General features: G+C 51.1%; 15 protein-coding genes and 1 tRNA gene. 9 read left to right on the plus strand and 7 right to left on the minus strand.

Annotated features, from left to right (window positions below; genetic code table 11):
• Positions 1-23: 23 nt before the first annotated feature.
• The 3 genes from AArcSt2_RS08255 to malQ all read right to left on the minus strand — a co-directional run bounded on the left by AArcSt2_RS08255 (position 24) and on the right by malQ (position 3,814).
• Positions 24-938, minus strand: coding sequence for a DNA-3-methyladenine glycosylase family protein (locus tag AArcSt2_RS08255; RefSeq protein ID WP_250583854.1), 915 nt, complete (start codon positions 936-938; stop codon positions 24-26).
• 75 nt (positions 939-1,013) lie between these two features.
• Complete coding sequence (locus tag AArcSt2_RS08260) at positions 1,014-2,276, minus strand: Zn-dependent hydrolase (protein WP_250583856.1); 1,263 nt, start codon at positions 2,274-2,276, stop codon at positions 1,014-1,016.
• Between the two features lie 50 nt (positions 2,277-2,326).
• The gene (malQ, locus tag AArcSt2_RS08265) at positions 2,327-3,814 is read right to left on the minus strand and encodes a 4-alpha-glucanotransferase (RefSeq protein ID WP_250583858.1); all 1,488 of its coding nucleotides are present in this window, start codon (positions 3,812-3,814) and stop codon (positions 2,327-2,329) included.
• Positions 3,815-3,916: 102 nt separating this feature from the next.
• Here malQ and AArcSt2_RS08270 point away from each other — a divergent pair, with 102 nt between their 5' ends.
• From AArcSt2_RS08270 to AArcSt2_RS08280, 3 genes are all read left to right on the plus strand, one after another.
• Positions 3,917-4,342 carry a DCC1-like thiol-disulfide oxidoreductase family protein gene (locus AArcSt2_RS08270; RefSeq protein WP_174653912.1) on the plus strand — a complete coding sequence of 142 codons (426 nt, stop codon included), beginning with the start codon at positions 3,917-3,919 and terminating at the stop codon, positions 4,340-4,342.
• Between the two features lie 340 nt (positions 4,343-4,682).
• A complete protein-coding gene (locus AArcSt2_RS08275) occupies positions 4,683-5,465 on the plus strand; it encodes a helix-turn-helix transcriptional regulator (RefSeq protein ID WP_250583860.1) in 783 nt (260 codons plus the stop codon).
• 74 nt (positions 5,466-5,539) lie between these two features.
• On the plus strand, positions 5,540-5,830 hold the full coding sequence (locus AArcSt2_RS08280; RefSeq protein WP_174653910.1) for a PRC-barrel domain-containing protein: 291 nt from the start codon (positions 5,540-5,542) through the stop codon (positions 5,828-5,830).
• Positions 5,831-5,883: 53 nt separating this feature from the next.
• Here the strand turns inward: AArcSt2_RS08280 and AArcSt2_RS08285 are convergent, their stop codons facing one another.
• On the minus strand, positions 5,884-7,341 hold the full coding sequence (locus AArcSt2_RS08285; protein WP_250583862.1) for a DHH family phosphoesterase: 1,458 nt from the start codon (positions 7,339-7,341) through the stop codon (positions 5,884-5,886).
• A gap of 150 nt (positions 7,342-7,491) precedes the next feature.
• Here AArcSt2_RS08285 and AArcSt2_RS08290 point away from each other — a divergent pair.
• The 5 genes from AArcSt2_RS08290 to gyrA all read left to right on the plus strand — a co-directional run bounded on the left by AArcSt2_RS08290 (position 7,492) and on the right by gyrA (position 13,927).
• Positions 7,492-7,565: transfer RNA gene (locus tag AArcSt2_RS08290), tRNA-Lys, on the plus strand.
• 135 nt (positions 7,566-7,700) lie between these two features.
• Positions 7,701-8,096 carry a hypothetical protein gene (locus tag AArcSt2_RS08295; RefSeq protein WP_250583864.1) on the plus strand — a complete coding sequence of 132 codons (396 nt, stop codon included), beginning with the start codon at positions 7,701-7,703 and terminating at the stop codon, positions 8,094-8,096.
• Positions 8,097-8,180: 84 nt separating this feature from the next.
• Positions 8,181-9,365 carry a cytochrome P450 gene (locus AArcSt2_RS08300; protein WP_250583866.1) on the plus strand — a complete coding sequence of 395 codons (1,185 nt, stop codon included), beginning with the start codon at positions 8,181-8,183 and terminating at the stop codon, positions 9,363-9,365.
• 116 nt (positions 9,366-9,481) lie between these two features.
• On the plus strand, positions 9,482-11,395 hold the full coding sequence (gene gyrB, locus AArcSt2_RS08305; protein WP_174653906.1) for a DNA topoisomerase (ATP-hydrolyzing) subunit B: 1,914 nt from the start codon (positions 9,482-9,484) through the stop codon (positions 11,393-11,395).
• A gap of 12 nt (positions 11,396-11,407) precedes the next feature.
• Entirely contained in the window at positions 11,408-13,927 is a 2,520-nt protein-coding gene (gyrA, locus tag AArcSt2_RS08310; protein ID WP_250583868.1) for a DNA gyrase subunit A, read from the plus strand.
• 23 nt (positions 13,928-13,950) lie between these two features.
• On the opposite strand, the gene rocF is transcribed toward gyrA, so the two are convergent.
• A complete protein-coding gene (gene rocF / locus AArcSt2_RS08315; protein ID WP_250583870.1) occupies positions 13,951-14,859 on the minus strand; it encodes an arginase in 909 nt (302 codons plus the stop codon).
• Between the two features lie 140 nt (positions 14,860-14,999).
• Here rocF and AArcSt2_RS08320 point away from each other — a divergent pair, with 140 nt between their 5' ends.
• On the plus strand, positions 15,000-15,533 hold the full coding sequence (locus AArcSt2_RS08320; RefSeq protein ID WP_174653903.1) for an Rrf2 family transcriptional regulator: 534 nt from the start codon (positions 15,000-15,002) through the stop codon (positions 15,531-15,533).
• A gap of 112 nt (positions 15,534-15,645) precedes the next feature.
• Here AArcSt2_RS08320 and AArcSt2_RS08325 read toward each other — a convergent pair whose 3' ends face one another.
• Complete coding sequence (locus tag AArcSt2_RS08325) at positions 15,646-16,809, minus strand: NAD(P)/FAD-dependent oxidoreductase (protein ID WP_250583872.1); 1,164 nt, start codon at positions 16,807-16,809, stop codon at positions 15,646-15,648.
• 77 nt (positions 16,810-16,886) lie between these two features.
• A complete protein-coding gene (locus AArcSt2_RS08330) occupies positions 16,887-17,708 on the minus strand; it encodes a nucleoside phosphorylase (protein WP_250583874.1) in 822 nt (273 codons plus the stop codon).
• Positions 17,709-17,771 lie beyond the last annotated feature (63 nt).

The raw sequence follows: 17,771 nt of genomic DNA on the forward strand, positions 1-17,771 counted from the left end.
TGGATTACAACTCTCAAAGAACGTTACTCTCCGCCGTTTCGGAGATGATGAAAAACGTAGGTCTGAACATAGCCCGCAAACTCCCCACCAAACCGTTCTCGAATGGCGCGTGAGGTGTTCGTATAGTTTGATTTCTCACAGTCGGGGTAGTACTCTGCAATTGCGGTTTGAATCCACGTGTCCAACGGGACTGGCTCTGTAAAGCCAAGTGAGAATAGCAGTACACAGTCTGAGACTTTGTCACCAACACCAACGAACTGTGTCAGCAGTTCACGTGCTTCCTCATACGGTAGTGATTGTGCGTCGTATGGATCACTCTCCTCGGTCGCAACCATCTCAGCGGTTCGCTGTACATACGGTGCTCTGTATCCCAAACTCAGATCGCGGAGTTCATCTTCGGTTCTCGCAGCGAGCGTCTCTGCTGTTGGATAGCTGTAATATGTGTTGTCACCCAGTTCGATCGGCTCGCCATACGTTTCCATGAGTGATTGTTGCATCTGATGGATTCGAGAGACACGCATCTGTGCCGAGCAAATAAACGAAATGAGGCTCGGAAACGCAGGATCTCGAACGAGTCGCATACCAGCGTATCGATCGAATGCACGGCCCAGCATGGCATCCGGTGGTGTTTTTGCCTCAATTGCAGCTAGGTCATCGTCAAGCCGAAGGATGTGCGTGAGGATTGGCACTGCATCAGCTGTCGATTCCCACTGAAGCGATTCATCTTGTTGCCGAATTCGAATTGGGACCGCCTCATCACTGACACCAGGTATTGGGGAGACTACGGTCTCATACCATGCATCACCACCATGGACGTCTGATTCGGCGTACATCTGTCCGTCAGGACGGTTCCACAAATAGCTTTGACCGCTTTCGACAGTTGATTGGAGATCAAACGCCCCATCAAGTGTCGCTAAATCGATTGCCCCACGTTCCATTGACTCTCTTAGGTGAGCTGTGTGTATTGGGGTTTCGAAACCGTCATTCAAAACCGCGCTTACACCCTCTCTTGGCTACTCTTGGGCAGCGCGCGCAATTGCGCCCGCGAGGACCCTGGTTGCCTCTGCACAGTCCTCCCAATCAGTCCACTCTCGTGGATTGTGCGAGATCCCATTCTTTGATGGCGCAAAGAGCAATACTGCATCTGTCACGTCCGCAATATACATTGTATCGTGTGCCGCGCCCGAGTGCATATCATGTGTCGCAATCCCTGCAGTTGACCCAGCATCGTGGACGTACTGTCTGAGCCGATCGCTCATCGGTGTTGGCTCAAGATCAAATGGCCGATCGATCGCCGTCTGTACTCCACGGGTATTTTCGATCGCGGTGAGCGCATCTTCGGTCGCAGTCACAAGCGTCTGCATCGACTCATACGCGACATCGCGGATATCAACACCCAGTGTGACACGCCCTGGGACTACGTTTGTCGCGTTTGGCTCAACAGAGAGCGAACCGACGGTCCCAACTGCGGATTCACTGCTCTCTTCGACGATCGTATTCGCGCATTCCTCAACGTCAAGAATGACCTCTGCAGCGGCTGTGAGCGCATCTGTCCGCTCTGTCATTGGTGTTGCACCTGCATGGTTCGCCTCGCCATCGATCGTCACATGACAGTGTGTAATCCCTGTGATTGTGGTTACAACACCGACTGGAATCCGTTTTCGCTCAAGGACTGTATCCTGCTCAATGTGAAGTTCAAACCAGCTATCCCATGAATGTGGATCGATAAGCCCGTCTCCGTGATATCCAATCTCTGTGAGTGCCTCTTGGAGCGTTACCCCGGAGTCACTGGTGAGCGACAACGCTTCGTCAACGGATCGATCGCCGACTGCGACAGAGGATCCAAGGAGTCCATCACTGAACCGCTGGCCTTCTTCTTCGGTGAAGCAGACCACATCGATCGGTCGTGTTATCTCAATATCCGACTCTTGAATTGCTCTCACTGCTTCAACTGCGGCATACACGCCAAGCGGCCCATCAAAAATACCACCGTGTGGAACGGAGTCAAGGTGGCTACCAGCGGCAACCGGTGCTGCATCTGGATCGGCAGTTGCAGGTTCAAATCGGCCAGTAATGTTTCCAACCGCGTCAATTGAGACAGAGAGCCCTGCTTCTCGGAGCTGTGAGACAAAGTAATCACGTGCGCGCTTGTTTGCGGTTGTCCCTGCGAGAACGGTTCGGCCGATTCCTTCCGCAACATCTACTGCACCAAATTCCGAATTGGTCTCAATATCTGCTCGGAGCCGATCGGCGTCAACAGAAACTGTGTCTGACATAGCTACGAAAAAGACGCCAGTATCAAAGGCTGTTCGCTTCCCGGAAGCCGTTAGCGGTTATATCGATCGGTGAGGTCTGCAAGCCGTGCTGCAATCTCTTCAGCGAAGCCTTCCGCAGTACACCGCCACTGCCAGTTCCCGTCAAGCGTTCCTGGTGTGTTGTAGCGCGCATGTGAATCCAATCCGAGCAGATCCCACATCGGTGTAAATGCGAGCACCGCATCTGACTCCCATACCGCCTTGATAATTGACCAGCTAATTTCGGAGCCATCAACACCCAGATTGTAGTGAAGACAGCCACGCTGTCTGTCATCAAGATCGTCGTAATAGCCAACGAACGTGTCCGTATCATGCGTTGATGTGTAGCCGACAACGTTGTGTGGATACTCAATCGGTTGGTGTGTCGAGCCTTCTTGACACCAATCCGAATAGATCGGAACTCTCATTCCTGGCAGATTAAAACGGTCCATCAAAGCATATAGCTCCTCATCCGGGAATCCGAGATCCTCTGCAATGAATGGTACCGAACCAAGTTCTTCATCGATCGACTCAAAAAATGCATCCTGAGGTCCATCCCGCCATGCACCTGCGGCAGGGGAATCCGCATCAGCAGGGATTGCCCAGTATTGGAGGAAGCCTTGGAAATGGTCTAATCGAGTGACATCGACAAGTGAGAACAACCGCTCAAGCCGATCGATCCACCAGCCATAGCCGTCTTCACGGAGCGCGTCCCAATCATACAGCGGATTTCCCCACCGCTGTCCATCATCGCCGGGGTTCGGTGGGACGCCCGCAACAGCGGTTGGCTCGTTTTCGTCATTAAGTTGGAAGGCGTCTGGATTTGCCCACACATCGGCGCTATCAAGCCCGACATAGATCGGGAGATCACCAACGAGTGAGATGCCCCGGTCTGCAGCGGCGTCTCTCAGTGATTGCCACTGGGTATCGAACCAATACTGTGTGACAATGTGGTACCGGATCGTCTCTTTCGCCTCGGTTTGGAAGGTTTCGATTGCCGCTGGCTCACGATTCCGGAACTGATCCGGCCATGATGGCCACGGCTGTTCGTCGAATCGGTTTTTGAGTGCCATGTACGTCGCGTACTCAGTGACCCAACTGTGTTCGGCAACAAACGCATCAACAGCACGCTGTTCATCCGCAGTCGCAGTCTCCTCGAACTCCGCAACCGCGGTTCGAAGAAGCGGCTCCTTGTACTCGGTGACCGCGTCATACGCAACTGCGTGGTCGTCAAACGGTGGAATTGGCTCACAATCACTCTCGCTGAGCCATCCATCGGCTTTCAGCTGTTCAAGATCAATAAACAGCGGGTTGCCTGCAAATGCGGAGTATGACTGGTATGGTGAATTTCCAAGTCCTGCGGACGTGGGGCCCAGCGGACAGAATTGCCAGTACTGTTGCTCTGCTGACGCAAGGAAATCAAGAAACAAGCGAGCGCCGTCTCCGAGGTCACCAATCCCATACTGGCTCGGGAGTGACGAAATATGGAGAAAAACACCACTTGCACGATCGAATTGCATAAACAGTAGGTATAGCGCATTCGTGTCAAAGCTTTTGATTACGACCGTAATTTAGCCGTCTTCCGTCAGTGCAGTTTTGTTTCCAGCACCCCAATTATACATATGGTTGCGTACGATTCGATACTAATCTACGATGGTGAGTGTCCATACTGTTCGATCGCGGCACGAGCGCTGAAACGACTGGACAATATCGGTTCGATATCGTGGTACGATGACGCTGCGCAATCATTCCTTACAGCCCAATTTGATGAGCCACCGTTTGCGATGGTACTTGTCGATCGATCCAGAAACCGTGTCTATGCCGGTCGATCGGCTGCAAAAGAGCTTGCTGAGAGAGCGGGGACCCCCTCTCTTGTAGGCTCGCTGGTTCGGCGCAACTACGATCGGATTGCCTCTGTAGTCGGTACTGCAAGCAACCGTGGCCGCGATCCGGATGATGTCCACGAGATTTATCAGCTCCGTACGGATGCAAGAACGCAATTCGACCAGCTTGCGACGAATGCTGCAGAACCACCCGAGACACTCTAAGGAGCACTATCGCTCAGAAGTATTGAGAACAGCTGTCCGGCCAAAATAGTAGCCAGACAGCCGTGTACCCAGCCGACCCGGGCAAAGTCGGCCGAGCGAACCCAACGATCCGGGCAAGGTCATTGGGTATACTGTAGCGAGCGCCCGGGCAGAACGCTCGGCTACAGTTGCCGGATTGTCAGAGGCACCCCGGCGTATACAATGGGTGCCCGCAGCGTATTTAATTCACCCGTTGACATCTGGACCATCAATACATACTAATTTATATAGTTTTTGATTCTTTATATACTCTTGCGGGCAGCAGAAGTATTATAAATATGATGACACAACTAATTAAGGGATGACAGACACGGGCCCTAGAGATCTATTATCACTTATTGTCCGGCGGGGAGACGTGTTGCGCACAATTGATTCGCCCGGAATGGATAAACGTGACATCGTTTCGCAGTTGAACGTCTCACGCTCCACCGTTGACCGTGCCGTACGCGAACTGGAAAGTGCGGAACTTATCGAACGCACTGACAATGTTTTCCGCCGCACACTTGCCGGAGAACTAGCTTTGGATGCGTACGAAACGTTCGAAGAACAGCTATCAGCTATCTCTGCTTCCTGCTCCGCACTTAGACCGCTCCCACCAGAAACCGAAATCGACTCTGCGTTGCTAGTTGATGCGGACGTCATCTCTGCAACGATTCATGAGCCTCACCAACCGATCGCAAAACTGTGTGAACTATGTGAGTCTGCTCGTTGGGTCCATCTCGTGCTTCCAGCCGTATTTCCACAAATACTTGATTCAATTGTTGACGCTGCTCAAAGTGAACAACTCAGAGCCGATCTTGTAATTACTCAACCAGTTCTTCAACGGTTGCTCTCGACCGACAAATCAAAACTGACAACCCTTACTGAGTCCGAGTATGTGACAATTCGACAAACAGAACTGTCACAACAGTACGTTCCGCTCATCATTGAAAATGACTCCCGGACGATCGGTGGACTACTTATTGTCGAGACAAACGGTGCGAGTGCGCTCATTTTGAACGAAGATCCGGATGCAGTCACAAGGGTCTCTAATAAACTAAGAAAGTATCTCGAAAGCGCAGAGCCAATTAAGAGCCACCACTGAAGGAGTGTTAGCTCCGTCAGACGTGTGTCTGTCGACCACGAAGTCTTATTACTTGAGGCTTCAACGAACTGTGTATGAGCAAGAGCCCAGAAGAAATTACCACGCTTGTCGGCCGAGAAGTATATTCGAATAACGGCGTTTTTGTCGGTGAGATAGAGGACGTTCGACTCAATCTTGACCAACAAGCCGTCACTGGACTCGCACTTGGACAACTCAATAGAGAGCTCTTTTCAGAGACTGTCCAGCTAGGAACCGGTGTTATTGTTCCGTATCGCTGGGTGCGAGCGGTTGGAGATGTTGTACTTATTAACGACATAATTGAGCGGCTCAAACAACCAGAAGAGAGCGAAGAAGTCGTTGTCTGAGCTGAAACGGAGTTGTTTTTATTCTTGATAATGGTGTGGTGGGCGACAGTGTGTTAGGATCCGTTGCTGCCCTCACCGACACCCTCAACACCCATCGCATCAAAGAGTTTTCGACGAACTGCTTCCTCCGTTAATGAAAGAAGTGTGTCTCTGTTATCCTCGCTTGTTTCAATACCAGTAAAGATTCCAAGCGGGATCTCGACACTTCCTTGCGTTGAATGGCCGGCGGCTTCTCCAATCCCTTCAAACGCGTCTTGGAGAATGTTTCCGATATTGATTCGGATGTCTTTCGATCGAGCCGCAACATAGATGGTATCATCTGCAATACCGAACACTGCTGTCGTCGTGATCCCTTCAAGATTAAGCAGATGCTGGGCTGCTTGGCTAAGCGCATCCCGATCGCGGATGAATCCTGCTGTCGAAAAGAGATGGCTTCCTTGAACTTCGCGCTTTTGAATCGCCTCTGCAAGCACATCAAGCGTCTCCGGCGACATAGACGGCGATTCAACCTGCTCGAGCGTGTCGTGGTTTGCAAAAGGATGTAAGTACGCTGCTGCAGTGAGGTCTGCAGGCGTAGTATCTCGTTTGAAATCCAGTGTCTCAGCCCGAATCCCATACAGAAGTGCTGTTGCGACGGCTTCGCTTGGGCTCAGATCGAACTCTTGGAGATACTTTGTGAGAATTGTTGATGTCGAAGAGAGATTTGTCCGTACATCGACAAATGCCGAATCGATCTCGTCATCCGGCTCATAGTGATCAATGAAGATATCGATATCGACGCTGAGATCTACGTCTCCCGCTTTCATATTATCGACGAGTGCGACTACGTCATACTCTGATAGATCATCAACTGAGGATCGAGCACGAAGTTCGATTCCAAGCAGGTTTACAAACGCACGATTCTCTTGGTGACCAATATCTCCATCATAGAAGATATCTGCCTCAACATCAAGCTCTGCGGCGATCGCCTGCAGTGCAACCGCACTGGCGATTGAGTCGGGATCTGGACTATCGTGTGTGAGTATTGCAAGTTTCCCGTCTGCGGACTCAAGTATGTCCGCCAACTGTCGAGCCTTATATTGTAATTCTCCCGACTCAATGCTTCGGAGTGCAGAGTCAGAGATAACCGTTGATGGGTTAATAACCACGTCCGCACCGAGTGTTCTGAGTTCATCCTCACTGACTGGGTCGGATGCGCGAACAACGATATACTGGTCCCCTCCCCGGTCACGGATCGCAGAGACGGCTGCTTTGTTCGCCTCGACCTCCGATGCAAGAATTAAAATAATATCTCGATCGACAATCACGTCATACACGGACGGGTCGCTGATATCCTGTACACGTGCATCGAGGTCTTGATCACGGAGTGCTTCAACACGGCTCTCATCTTTGTCCAAGATGAGGACATCGTTGCCCTCCTCGGTCAGTTCTTCGGCGACCGCATGCCCAACACTTCCGCATCCAAGGATGGCATACGATGATCGTGAAGAACCAATAGCCCCAGCGCTCATTAGTGCCGATATTCAGGTCGCACACCACTTAACGACATTTGTTTGTCTCTCTGAATGTCAATAATTAATGATTGATTTCACAGAATACACAACCGATCGATCGGACAAGAAGGAAACGTCTTTTAGTACCCCCTGAATATCAGTGTACGAGGGCTGGTAGCTCAGTCAGGGAGAGCGACGGACTCTTAATCCGTCGGTCGCGTGTTCAAATCGCGCCCAGCCCGTTTTTCTGCACACAACGTGAGCAATAGAGATGTTCTCTTTGCGGGTTTGACTCTGTTTTGGAGACGTTGGCGAGCAAAATAATCTGATGACTACCTTGTGACTATTCTTTTTGATCCCACTGTGGAACTAGCGGTATGTTTCGTCGAATTCTGACACTCGTTGGTATAACAGAAATTCTCGCCCCCGAGCGGTTAATTTCGAGCGCAGAATCAGTTGTTGCTGAAAATCCAGAGCAGTGTCAATTAAAATCGTGGGTTGTTCCTGCCGCACGAGTGGAAGGTATCTGTTATTTATATATGGTGTGGCAATCGCCGCAAACATATACCGCATTTAAAAAGCTCTTGGGTGTAGTAGGGATCCTTGCGCTGGTCTTCCCACAGCAGTTCATTCAGTATGCAACGGAGTCCGTATATGAGAATGGTGATGCGGTTATCTGGAAACCGTGGGTCTATCCTCTTTGTCGCGTAGTTGGGGTTCTGTACCTGCTACTTTCGTTGGCGACCGCCGTCCGATCAGGTAGCATCGACTAGATCTCTGGTATTGTGTTTTGGCTGCGATGTACGTGAGAGTTGATAGATACCAACGTTGATACCGCTTGTACGTAATTCACTAGTATGAGTGTTGGTCCTCTCGGCGATTATCCACCCGAACTATCCAAACCAACCGAACAGCTTCACCCACAACAGGTTTACGAGGAACTGCATGCGAACGGTTCGCTTCGATGGGATCAAAATAGAGGGTGTTGGGATATCTATGGCTACGAACTGGTCAAAGAGGTCGCAAACGATCACGATCGGTTCTCAGTCAGATTTGATGCTGATCCTGAATTTGTTGAACCGGAAGGCGGAATGATCACTGGGAAATCGATGCTGTATCAAGACCCGCCACGACACGATGAGCTTCGCTCAGTGGTTGATGACTTTTTCAAACCAGGAGCCGTTCGATCGCTCACACCTGAAATTGAGACGACAGCCGATCGACTCCTCACTGAAGCAACAGCCGCGGGAGGTGAGTTCGATCTTGTGACTGCCCTCTCATATCCACTCCCAGTGTTGGTGATTGCAGAGATGATCGGAGTGCCTGCAGACGATCGCGAACTCTTCCGTGAGTGGTCCACGTTTGCCGTCTCCGCATCTGGGAACAAAGGCCCGGAAGATGAGATGATGCAGCAGTTCCGAGATGGAATTACAGCCTATTTTGATGATCTCGTTGCAAAGCGTCGTGAGAATCCGAAAGATGACCTGCTCTCGAAAGTCATTGCAACGGAGGGACTCGACCGCGAGGAGATGCTTGGATTCTTCATCATCCTCCTCATTGCAGGGAACATCACTACAACTAACCTCATCACGAATGCCGTGTGGACACTTGCTGAGGAAGATTCCTTTGACACACTCAGAGAGAACCCCGAAATGATCGATGTTGCACTTGAGGAGGTGCTCCGATACCGATCGCCTGTCCAAACACACACTCGAGTTGCAGTGAAAGATACCGAACTCGATGGCAAATCAATCTCCGCAGGCGATCGGATCGGTGTCTGGTTTGGCGCTGCAAATCATGACCCAACCGTGTTCGATCGTCCAGATGAGTTCATCATTGGTCGGCAGCCAAATCCACATGTTGCATTTGGTCATGGAACACACTTCTGTCTTGGCGCGCACCTTGCACGGCTTGAAGCAAAAGTGGCAATTAAAACGCTGCTCGATCGGTTTGAGACGATCACGCTTGTTGAGAAACCGACCAAACCAAGCGGAAGTATGTTAGTGTATGGTCCGCAGTCATTACGAGTTTCCGTTTCGTAAACGGAACCATCGATAATCATAAATTAATCCAACTATTCACAAACATCTTATTTGACACTGCGCCCGCGCGTGCGAGGCTTTATGCAGTGGCACCCACTAGTAAACTCTACGTTACTATGTCAGGAGAAAACGAGTATGGTGCCGGGCAGATTCAGGTGCTTGAAGGCCTGAAAGCCGTCCAAAAACGTCCGGCAATGTACATCGGTTCCACGGATACACGTGGCCTCCATCATCTCGTCTATGAGGTTGTTGATAATTCTATCGACGAGGCGTTGGCTGGGTATTGCGATGACATTCAAGTGACAGTCCACGAGGATGGGTCTGTCTCCGTTTCGGACGACGGGCGTGGTATTCCGGTTGATACACACGAAAAGTATGAGCGGCCCGCACTTGAAGTGATCATGACTGTCCTCCACGCCGGAGGAAAATTCGACAACAAATCCTACCAAGTTTCAGGTGGGCTTCACGGTGTTGGTGTGAGTGTCGTTAACGCGCTCTCAAAACGGTTTGAGATTGAGGTGACTCGTGATGGTGGTGTATTCAAACACCAGTTCGAACACGGCGAACCGATTGGCGATATGGAACGTGTTCGTGACATGGAACCTGCGGAGTCAACGGGTACGTATCAACGATTCTGGCCGGACGATGAGATTTTTGAGGCAACAGCATTCAATTACTCGACACTTGCAAACCGCCTCCGCGAGTTGGCATTCCTCAACTCAGGGGTACGAATCGTCCTCACCGACGAGCGTTCCGGTGAAGAGGACGTATTCGAGTATGAAGGGGGCATCCGTGAGTTTGTTGCGTATCTCAACGAGACACGAACCACTCTTCACGATGATACGGTCTATTTTTCGGACGAAGATCAGAATATCTCGGTTGAAGTCGCACTCCAAGCAACTGAAGAGCTCCAAGGCTCTGTGCATGCATTTGCGAATAATATTAACACTCGAGAGGGTGGGACACACCTCACTGGGTTCAAAACAGCTCTCACGCGGGTTGTAAACGATTATGCAAATGAACACGGCTTAATCGACGATCTGGACGACAACCTCCGGGGTGAAGATGTCCGAGAGGGGCTTACGGCGGTTATTTCGATCAAACATCCAGATCCACAGTTTGAGGGACAGACAAAGACGAAGCTTGGAAATAGCGAAGTTCGAGGGATTGTTGAAAGCGCAACGCACCGAAACCTCTCGACGTATTTTGAAGAGAACCCACAGGTTGCGAGGACGATCGTCCGGAAAGCAGCAGAAGCTGCACGCGCACGAAAGGCCGCGAAAAAAGCGGAGGAGCTAACACGTCGAAAGTCCGCGCTTGAGTCCACATCGCTCCCTGGGAAACTTGCAGATTGTCAGTCACGCGATCCGGCTAAATCTGAGCTATTCGTGGTGGAAGGAGATAGCGCAGGGGGAAGCGCCAAACAGGGTCGTGATCGGAAATACCAAGCAATTCTCCCACTCCGTGGAAAAATTCTCAACGTTGAACGCCACCGCCTTGACCGTATCTTGGAGAATAACGAGGTTCGTGCACTGATCACAGCGATCGGTGCGGGCATTGGCGAAGAGTTTGATATTGAAGAGGCTCGGTATCAGAACATAATCATCATGACAGATGCGGATGTCGACGGGGCGCATATCAGAACGCTGCTTTTGACGCTTCTCTACCGACACATGAAACCGCTCGTCGAGGCAGGCTACGTCTATGCAGCACAACCACCGCTGTACAGAGTTCGATACCGCGGTGAAACGTACGATGCAATGACTGAAGCGGATCGCGATCGGATTGTTGAGGAAAAATGCAATGGCAATCCAACCCAGGTCCAGCGGTTCAAGGGACTGGGTGAAATGAATCCTGATCAGCTATGGGAGACCACGATGGACCCGGAGAATCGGATTCTCAAACGCATCACAATCGAGGACGCTGCCGCAGCTGATCGGATGTTTTCGGTGCTGATGGGCGATGCTGTAGAGCCGCGAAAACAGTTTATCAAAGACCACGCTCGCAATGCTGAGTGGGTGGATATTTAATCTAATCTACGGATGAGTTCAGAGATACCAGATCCAGCAGACGATACCGCATTGGCCGCACGGGTTGAAACCGCGCGAATTGAGGACGAAATGGAGCAGTCCTACATCGACTACGCGATGAGTGTCATTGCAGGTCGGGCACTCCCTGACGTTCGAGATGGACTGAAACCGGTTCACCGTCGCATCCTCTATGCGATGCACGAAGCCGGTGTCACCTCCCGATCGAGCCACCGAAAATCATCCTCGATCGTCGGGGAGACAATGGGTGATTACCACCCACACGGTGACAGTGCGATCTACGATTCGCTCGCTCGGATGGCCCAAGACTTCTCGATGCGTAATCCACTTGTCGATGGCCAAGGAAACTTTGGTTCGGTCGACGGTGACCCACCAGCAGCAATGCGATATACGGAGGCACGGATGGCCTCGATTGCAGAGGAACTGCTCAACGATATTGAGAAAGAGACGGTTGATTTCCAGGCCAACTACGACGATCGTCTCGAAGAGCCGTCAGTCCTTCCATCAGCGTTTCCAAATCTCTTAGTTAATGGCTCTTCGGGGATTGCGGTTGGAATGTCGACAAACATTCCGCCACACAATCTTGGTGAGGTAATTGATGCATCGATTCACCTAATCGACAACCCTGAGTGTACGATCGAGGATCTGATGGGCCATGTCAAAGGCCCTGACTTCCCAACAGGTGCAAATATCGTTGGCCGAAGCGGTGTCCATCAAGCATATAAGACTGGCCGTGGCCGCGTCCGCGTCCGTGCGGAGTTCGAGGTTGACGAAGCGGAAGGCCAAATCATCATCACGGAACTTCCGTTCCAGTCGAACAAAGCACGGATGGTCAAACGAATCGCAGACGATGTCAACTCGGGTGCGATTGAGGGTATTCGTGACCTCCGTGATGAATCCGATCGCGACGGTATTCGTGTCGTTATCGAACTCAAGCAGGGTGCGATGGCAGAGGTTGTTAAAAATCAGCTCTTAGAGAGCCACCTTGAGCGGACGTTCGGTGTGATTAACCTCTCATTGGTTGATGGGACCCCACAGGTTTTGACACTGAAAGAGACGCTTGAGCACTACGTTTCTCACCGAAAAGAAGTTGTTCGCCGCCGCTCGGAGTTCGATCTGGAGGAGGCTGAAGACCGCGCCCATATCCTTGAAGGGCGACTCATCGCACTGGACAACGTTGATGCGGTTGTCGAATTGATTCAAGAGGCTGACGACCGTGACCATGCAAAAGAAGAACTGCAAGTTGCGTTCGAGTTTTCGGAGCCACAAGTAAATCACATCGTTTCGATGCAACTTGGGTCGTTGACGTCGATGGAAACCCAAGAAATCGAAGACGAGTACGAAGAAGTACAGGCGACGATCGAACGGCTCAACGAGATTCTCGGAAACGAATCAGAGCTGTTGGGTGTCATCAAGGATGAACTTCGAGAGATCAAAGACGAGTATGCAGACGAACGGAGAACCTCATTTATCGCGGACACGGGAACCGTTGCACATGCAGATCTGATTCCAGAACAGGACGTTGTCGTTGTCCTCTCCGAAGACGATTACATCAAGCGGATGCCGCTCGCCACATTCAAGGCCCAAAATCGTGGTGGGAAGGGAATCATTGGGACAGACCTCAAAGAGGAAGATAGCGTCTCATCAGTGTTTGTAGCGAATAGCCACGACTATCTGCTCTGTTTCACCAATAAGGGTCAAATATACAAACTGCGGGCATTCCAGATACCGGAAATGTCCCGTACGGCTCGGGGGAAATCCGCAGTAAACCTGCTCGACCTTGACGATGGAGAAGAGCTTGCAGCCGTTGTCAACTGTGAAGAGGTCGAAGACGAAGCGATCGAAGGCGATCGGTTCCTCACAATGGTAACCCGCGATGGCTACATCAAGCGAACAAGCGTTTCCGAGTTCCAAAATATTCTCTCAACAGGTATCCGGGCGCTCAGGCTTGAAGACGGGGATGAACTGGTTGACGTTGAAGTAACAGATGGTGGTCGAACACTCGTAATCGGTACTGCCGGTGGAATGTCCATTCGGTTTGACGAAAACGAAGTTCGTGCAATGGGTCGCAGTGCTCGCGGTGTCCGAGGAATTACACTCACCGGTGGTGATACGGTTGCTGGTGTTGCAGCCGTCGATACCGATCGGCACAGTTGGGTGCTTACTGTGACCGAAAACGGCTATGGGAAACGATCCAATATCGATGAGTATCGTGTGCAATCCAGAAACGGAAAAGGGCTCATCGACATCAAAACCAACGCTCGAAACGGTGATGTCTGTGCGATCGAAACCGTTGGTAAAGGAGATCACCTTGTTGCCATGAGCAACGGTGGACAGATTATGCGCACACCTGTTGAGGGTATTTCAACAGTTGGGAGAAACACCATGGGCGTTATTGTAATGGATCTTGACGAAAACGACTCTGTAGCGTGTCTTGACGTGATCCCACGAGAGATGATTACAGAAGACATTAAAGAGCAATCTGCAGAGATCACTGAAGTTCTCGAAGAGTAGTCCCGTTCTCGAACTTCCAATTATTATAAAATCGTTTTTCCAAATGCACTCGCTGCTAATTCGGTTGCCAGCGATGCAGTCTCGTTATGCTGATCCAGTGTTGGGTTAACTTCGACCAATTCGAACGATCGCGGCCCATCGTGATTTGCAACGAGTTCCATCGCAGCGTGTGCTTCCCGGTAGGTTGCGCCACCTCGGACTGGCGTTCCGACCCCGGGAGCTTCTTTTGGGTCTAGCCAATCTAAATCAAGGCTAATATGGACTCCATCAACACCATCGTGTGCAATTTCAAGGGCTTCTTCTGTAACCGCTGCAATCCCTCGCTTATCAATATCGCTCATGGTGTAGGCGGTAAACCCTCGCTCTTCGAGGAGCTGGTTCTCGCTTTTGTCGACGCTTCTGAGGCCAACTAACACGACATTTTCTTCCGATAGCCGTGGTGCATTTGCCCAAACTGTCTCTTCGAATTCACCAATCCCCAGTGCTGCAGCAAGCGGCATGCCGTGGACGTTGCCGCTTGGAGAGGTTTCTGGCGTATTTAAATCTGCATGTGCGTCGAACCAGATCGTCCCGATATCTGCGTCAGCGGCAGAGCCAACTAACGAACCGATTGCAACGGAATGGTCACCACCAAGAACTAAGGGAGTCTCACCATTGTTTAGCGCGTCCGAAACACGTGTTGCGAGCTGTCGTGAGACATCTTCGATCTCCTTGAGAAATTTGGTCTTTCCTGTTTTTGGCTGAACAACATCAGGATCACGCTCTTCTGCACGCGGTGCTTGCACATCGCCATCGTCAATTGTGCCAACGCCTGCGGACTCTAACTTCGCTGCAAGACCTGCGTATCGGATTGCAGATGGGCCCATATCGACCCCACGCCGATTTGCACCGTAATCTGTTGGTGCACCAATAATACGTGCCGATCGTGTCATACCAGAAGGTCCACGGGTGTGCTATTTATCTCTGTGCTTATGTTATCAACAACAATGTTGTATATATATCATAAATTACTTATTCAGATCTGTGCTAGTTTTCCATCGGGTTTAATAAGGTTCCTCACGAAGCAAGTTTCATGTCATCTATTGAGCTCACACCGAGCCAAAAGACAATCCTTACGGCACTTATTAATCTCCACCGAGAGACTGAAGATGCAGTCAAGGGTGAAGATATTGCAGAAGAAGTTAATCGGAACCCGGGCACAATCCGTAACCAGATGCAGAGTCTGAAAGCCCTTCAACTGGTAGAGGGCGTCCCAGGTCCAAAAGGTGGGTATAAACCAACTGCAAATGCATACGAAGCGCTTGACGTCCAGCAGATGGATGAGCCTGCCTTTGTCCCACTCACACACAATGGTGAAGCAGTTGAAAACGCAAACGTTGAAGAGATTGATCTCTCAAGCGTCCACCACCCTGAACTCTGCCGCGCAGAAATCCACTTACAAGGATCTACGAAAGATTTCCATGAAGGAGATAAGATTGTCGTTGGTCCAACACCTCTTTCAAAACTCGTTGTTGAGGGAACATTGGATGGCAAAGACGACACCAACAATATCCTCATCTTGCAGATTGACGATATGAAGGCTCCTGCAGAAGAGCCTGCACACTAACCGCTGTTTTACCAATTTTCTATATTTGTGAGCAACCGCGCTTACAGAGATTTTCTACAATAAAATAGAGTGGTTGAGTACGTAGTTACTCGGCTCAAACGAGCCGCGGTGCCTACATGTCGCTGAATGCACTCATTGCACGTTTCGTTGAGGACACATCCGCAATCCAGCGGCATGCAATTGTCTTTTTAAGAAGTTTGGCTGCTGGGCCACCGAATGTATTGATTGGAACACCGATCACATCGTGTGCAACCGCTTTATCACCGACTGAGACAACGGTTCCTTTGTCTTTATGACGCCACGATTTCAGTGGAGCACCCTGAACCGATCGAGCGAGGTTTTCTCCTGCAATCTCGGCTGCTTGCCAAGCTGCTTGTGCGGTTGGCGGGGCAACCTCATCAGTTCCTTGGTCGATCAGTGCGGAGTCACCGATCGCAAAGACACGCTCGTTGCTGGTTTGGAAGTCGGACTCCGCAAAGATGCGGTTCGATCGATCGTCTTTCTCGACATTTGCGTCAGCAACCTCTTCATGACCGGTAATACCACCGGTCCAAACAAGAACATCGTATTCGAGTCCATCGTCGCCAAGGTGGACCTCCTGCTCGTCGACCGCGGAAATGAAGTCACCGGTAAGAATCTCAACGTCTTTTGCAAGCAGCCGCTTCTTTAGTGCGCCTTGCACTTCGGGGTCCTGTCCAGGGAAGATCTCATCAAGCCCTTCGATCAGTTTGATTTCAAGCGGTGCGCGATGTGCATCTCGATACTCTGCGATCTCACCGGCGGTCTGGATACCGGAAAGCCCTGCCCCGCCGATCAGGATCTGCGCTGGCTCGCTTTGGGTTGCCTCGTCGGTGGCCGATCGGATCGCCTCGTGAATTGCACGTGCATCATCGAGCCCTTTGAGAGTGAGAGAGTGTTCTTTGAGGCCTTCGATGCCGAAGAATGCCGTTTCGCTCCCGATAGCAACGAGGAGGTAGTCGTACTCGACTGACTCGCCATCTTCGAGTTCGACGGTCTGCTCGTCAGTATCGACGTTCGTGACACGATTTCGGATGAAATTCGTCGTGTCGGATTTAATTTCGTCCACCGGGATCGCAATCTTTGACTCAACCTCTGGTTTTCGGATTGCACGGTGTACTTCGTGGAGAACAAGATGGTAGTCGTGCTCAGAAATCCACGTCAGTTCGGCTTCACCTGGCTCAATATGCTTCTCAAATGCTTTCACCGCACCAGCACCAGCATAGCCAGCACCAATAACGACGACATGATCGCTCATGTGTAACTATCCGAAGTCATGGGATAAATCGGCTTTGAAAGCGTCGCGTCAGTGACGACAGGTTTTTTGTTTCGGTATCACTCGATAGACAGCCCAGCATGCCATGTTTCGACGCCAGCGTCCCTTTTGACTGCATCCATTTTTGCTAACAGCGCCGCAGCAAGGCTTGCCGTCTCAGCGGCCCGTGATTCACCCTCAGTGCGGAACTCGCCGGTCACACGGTTTGCGTAGACCGTACACACAGCGCCTGCGCGGAGCCCGTAAATATTTGCAATAGTCAAAATTGCGCTGGCTTCCATCTCGATATTCTTTACATTCGCGTTCTGGAGCTCTTCAACCAGTGCATCATTCCCGGCTGCACGAAACCCATTGTATCCTGGTCGGCCTTGCCCAGCATAGAAACTATCTGCGCTCATAGTGATTCCAACATGGTAGTCGTATCCAAGTCGCTCTGCAGCAGCAATGAGTGCAGAAACCACTTCATGATCCGCCGACGCTGGGTAATCTTCTCGAATGTACTCATCGCTTGTGCCCTCCTGTCGGACTGCACCGGATGTAATAACAAGATCGCCAACGCTCATTTCCGGTTGAATTGCACCACACGACCCAACCCGGATGAATGTATCTACTCCAACTCTGGCAAGTTCTTCGACAGCGATCGCCGTCGATGGACCACCAATACCAGTAGATGTTACTGAGAGCGACTCTTCATCGTAGGTACCTGTTGCAGTGCGGTATTCGCGGTGATACGCAATCTCTTCGTGCGTATCCCAGAGTGACGTTATTTTGTCCACGCGCTCTGGGTTCCCCGGGAGCAACACTGTCTCTGCAACATCTCCCTCCCCGACTTCGATATGATACTGCACATCCGCATTTGGATCCTCGCTATCGCCAGTCATACCCTGTGGGTTCTCACCTTCCCGTGATAGCTCTGTCGCGTTCGCCGCTTTCGGACCTGTTTT

Origin of the sequence: Natronocalculus amylovorans (assembly GCF_023638035.1) — an archaeon.
GTDB classification, from domain to species: Archaea; Halobacteriota; Halobacteria; order Halobacteriales; family Haloferacaceae; genus Natronocalculus; species Natronocalculus amylovorans.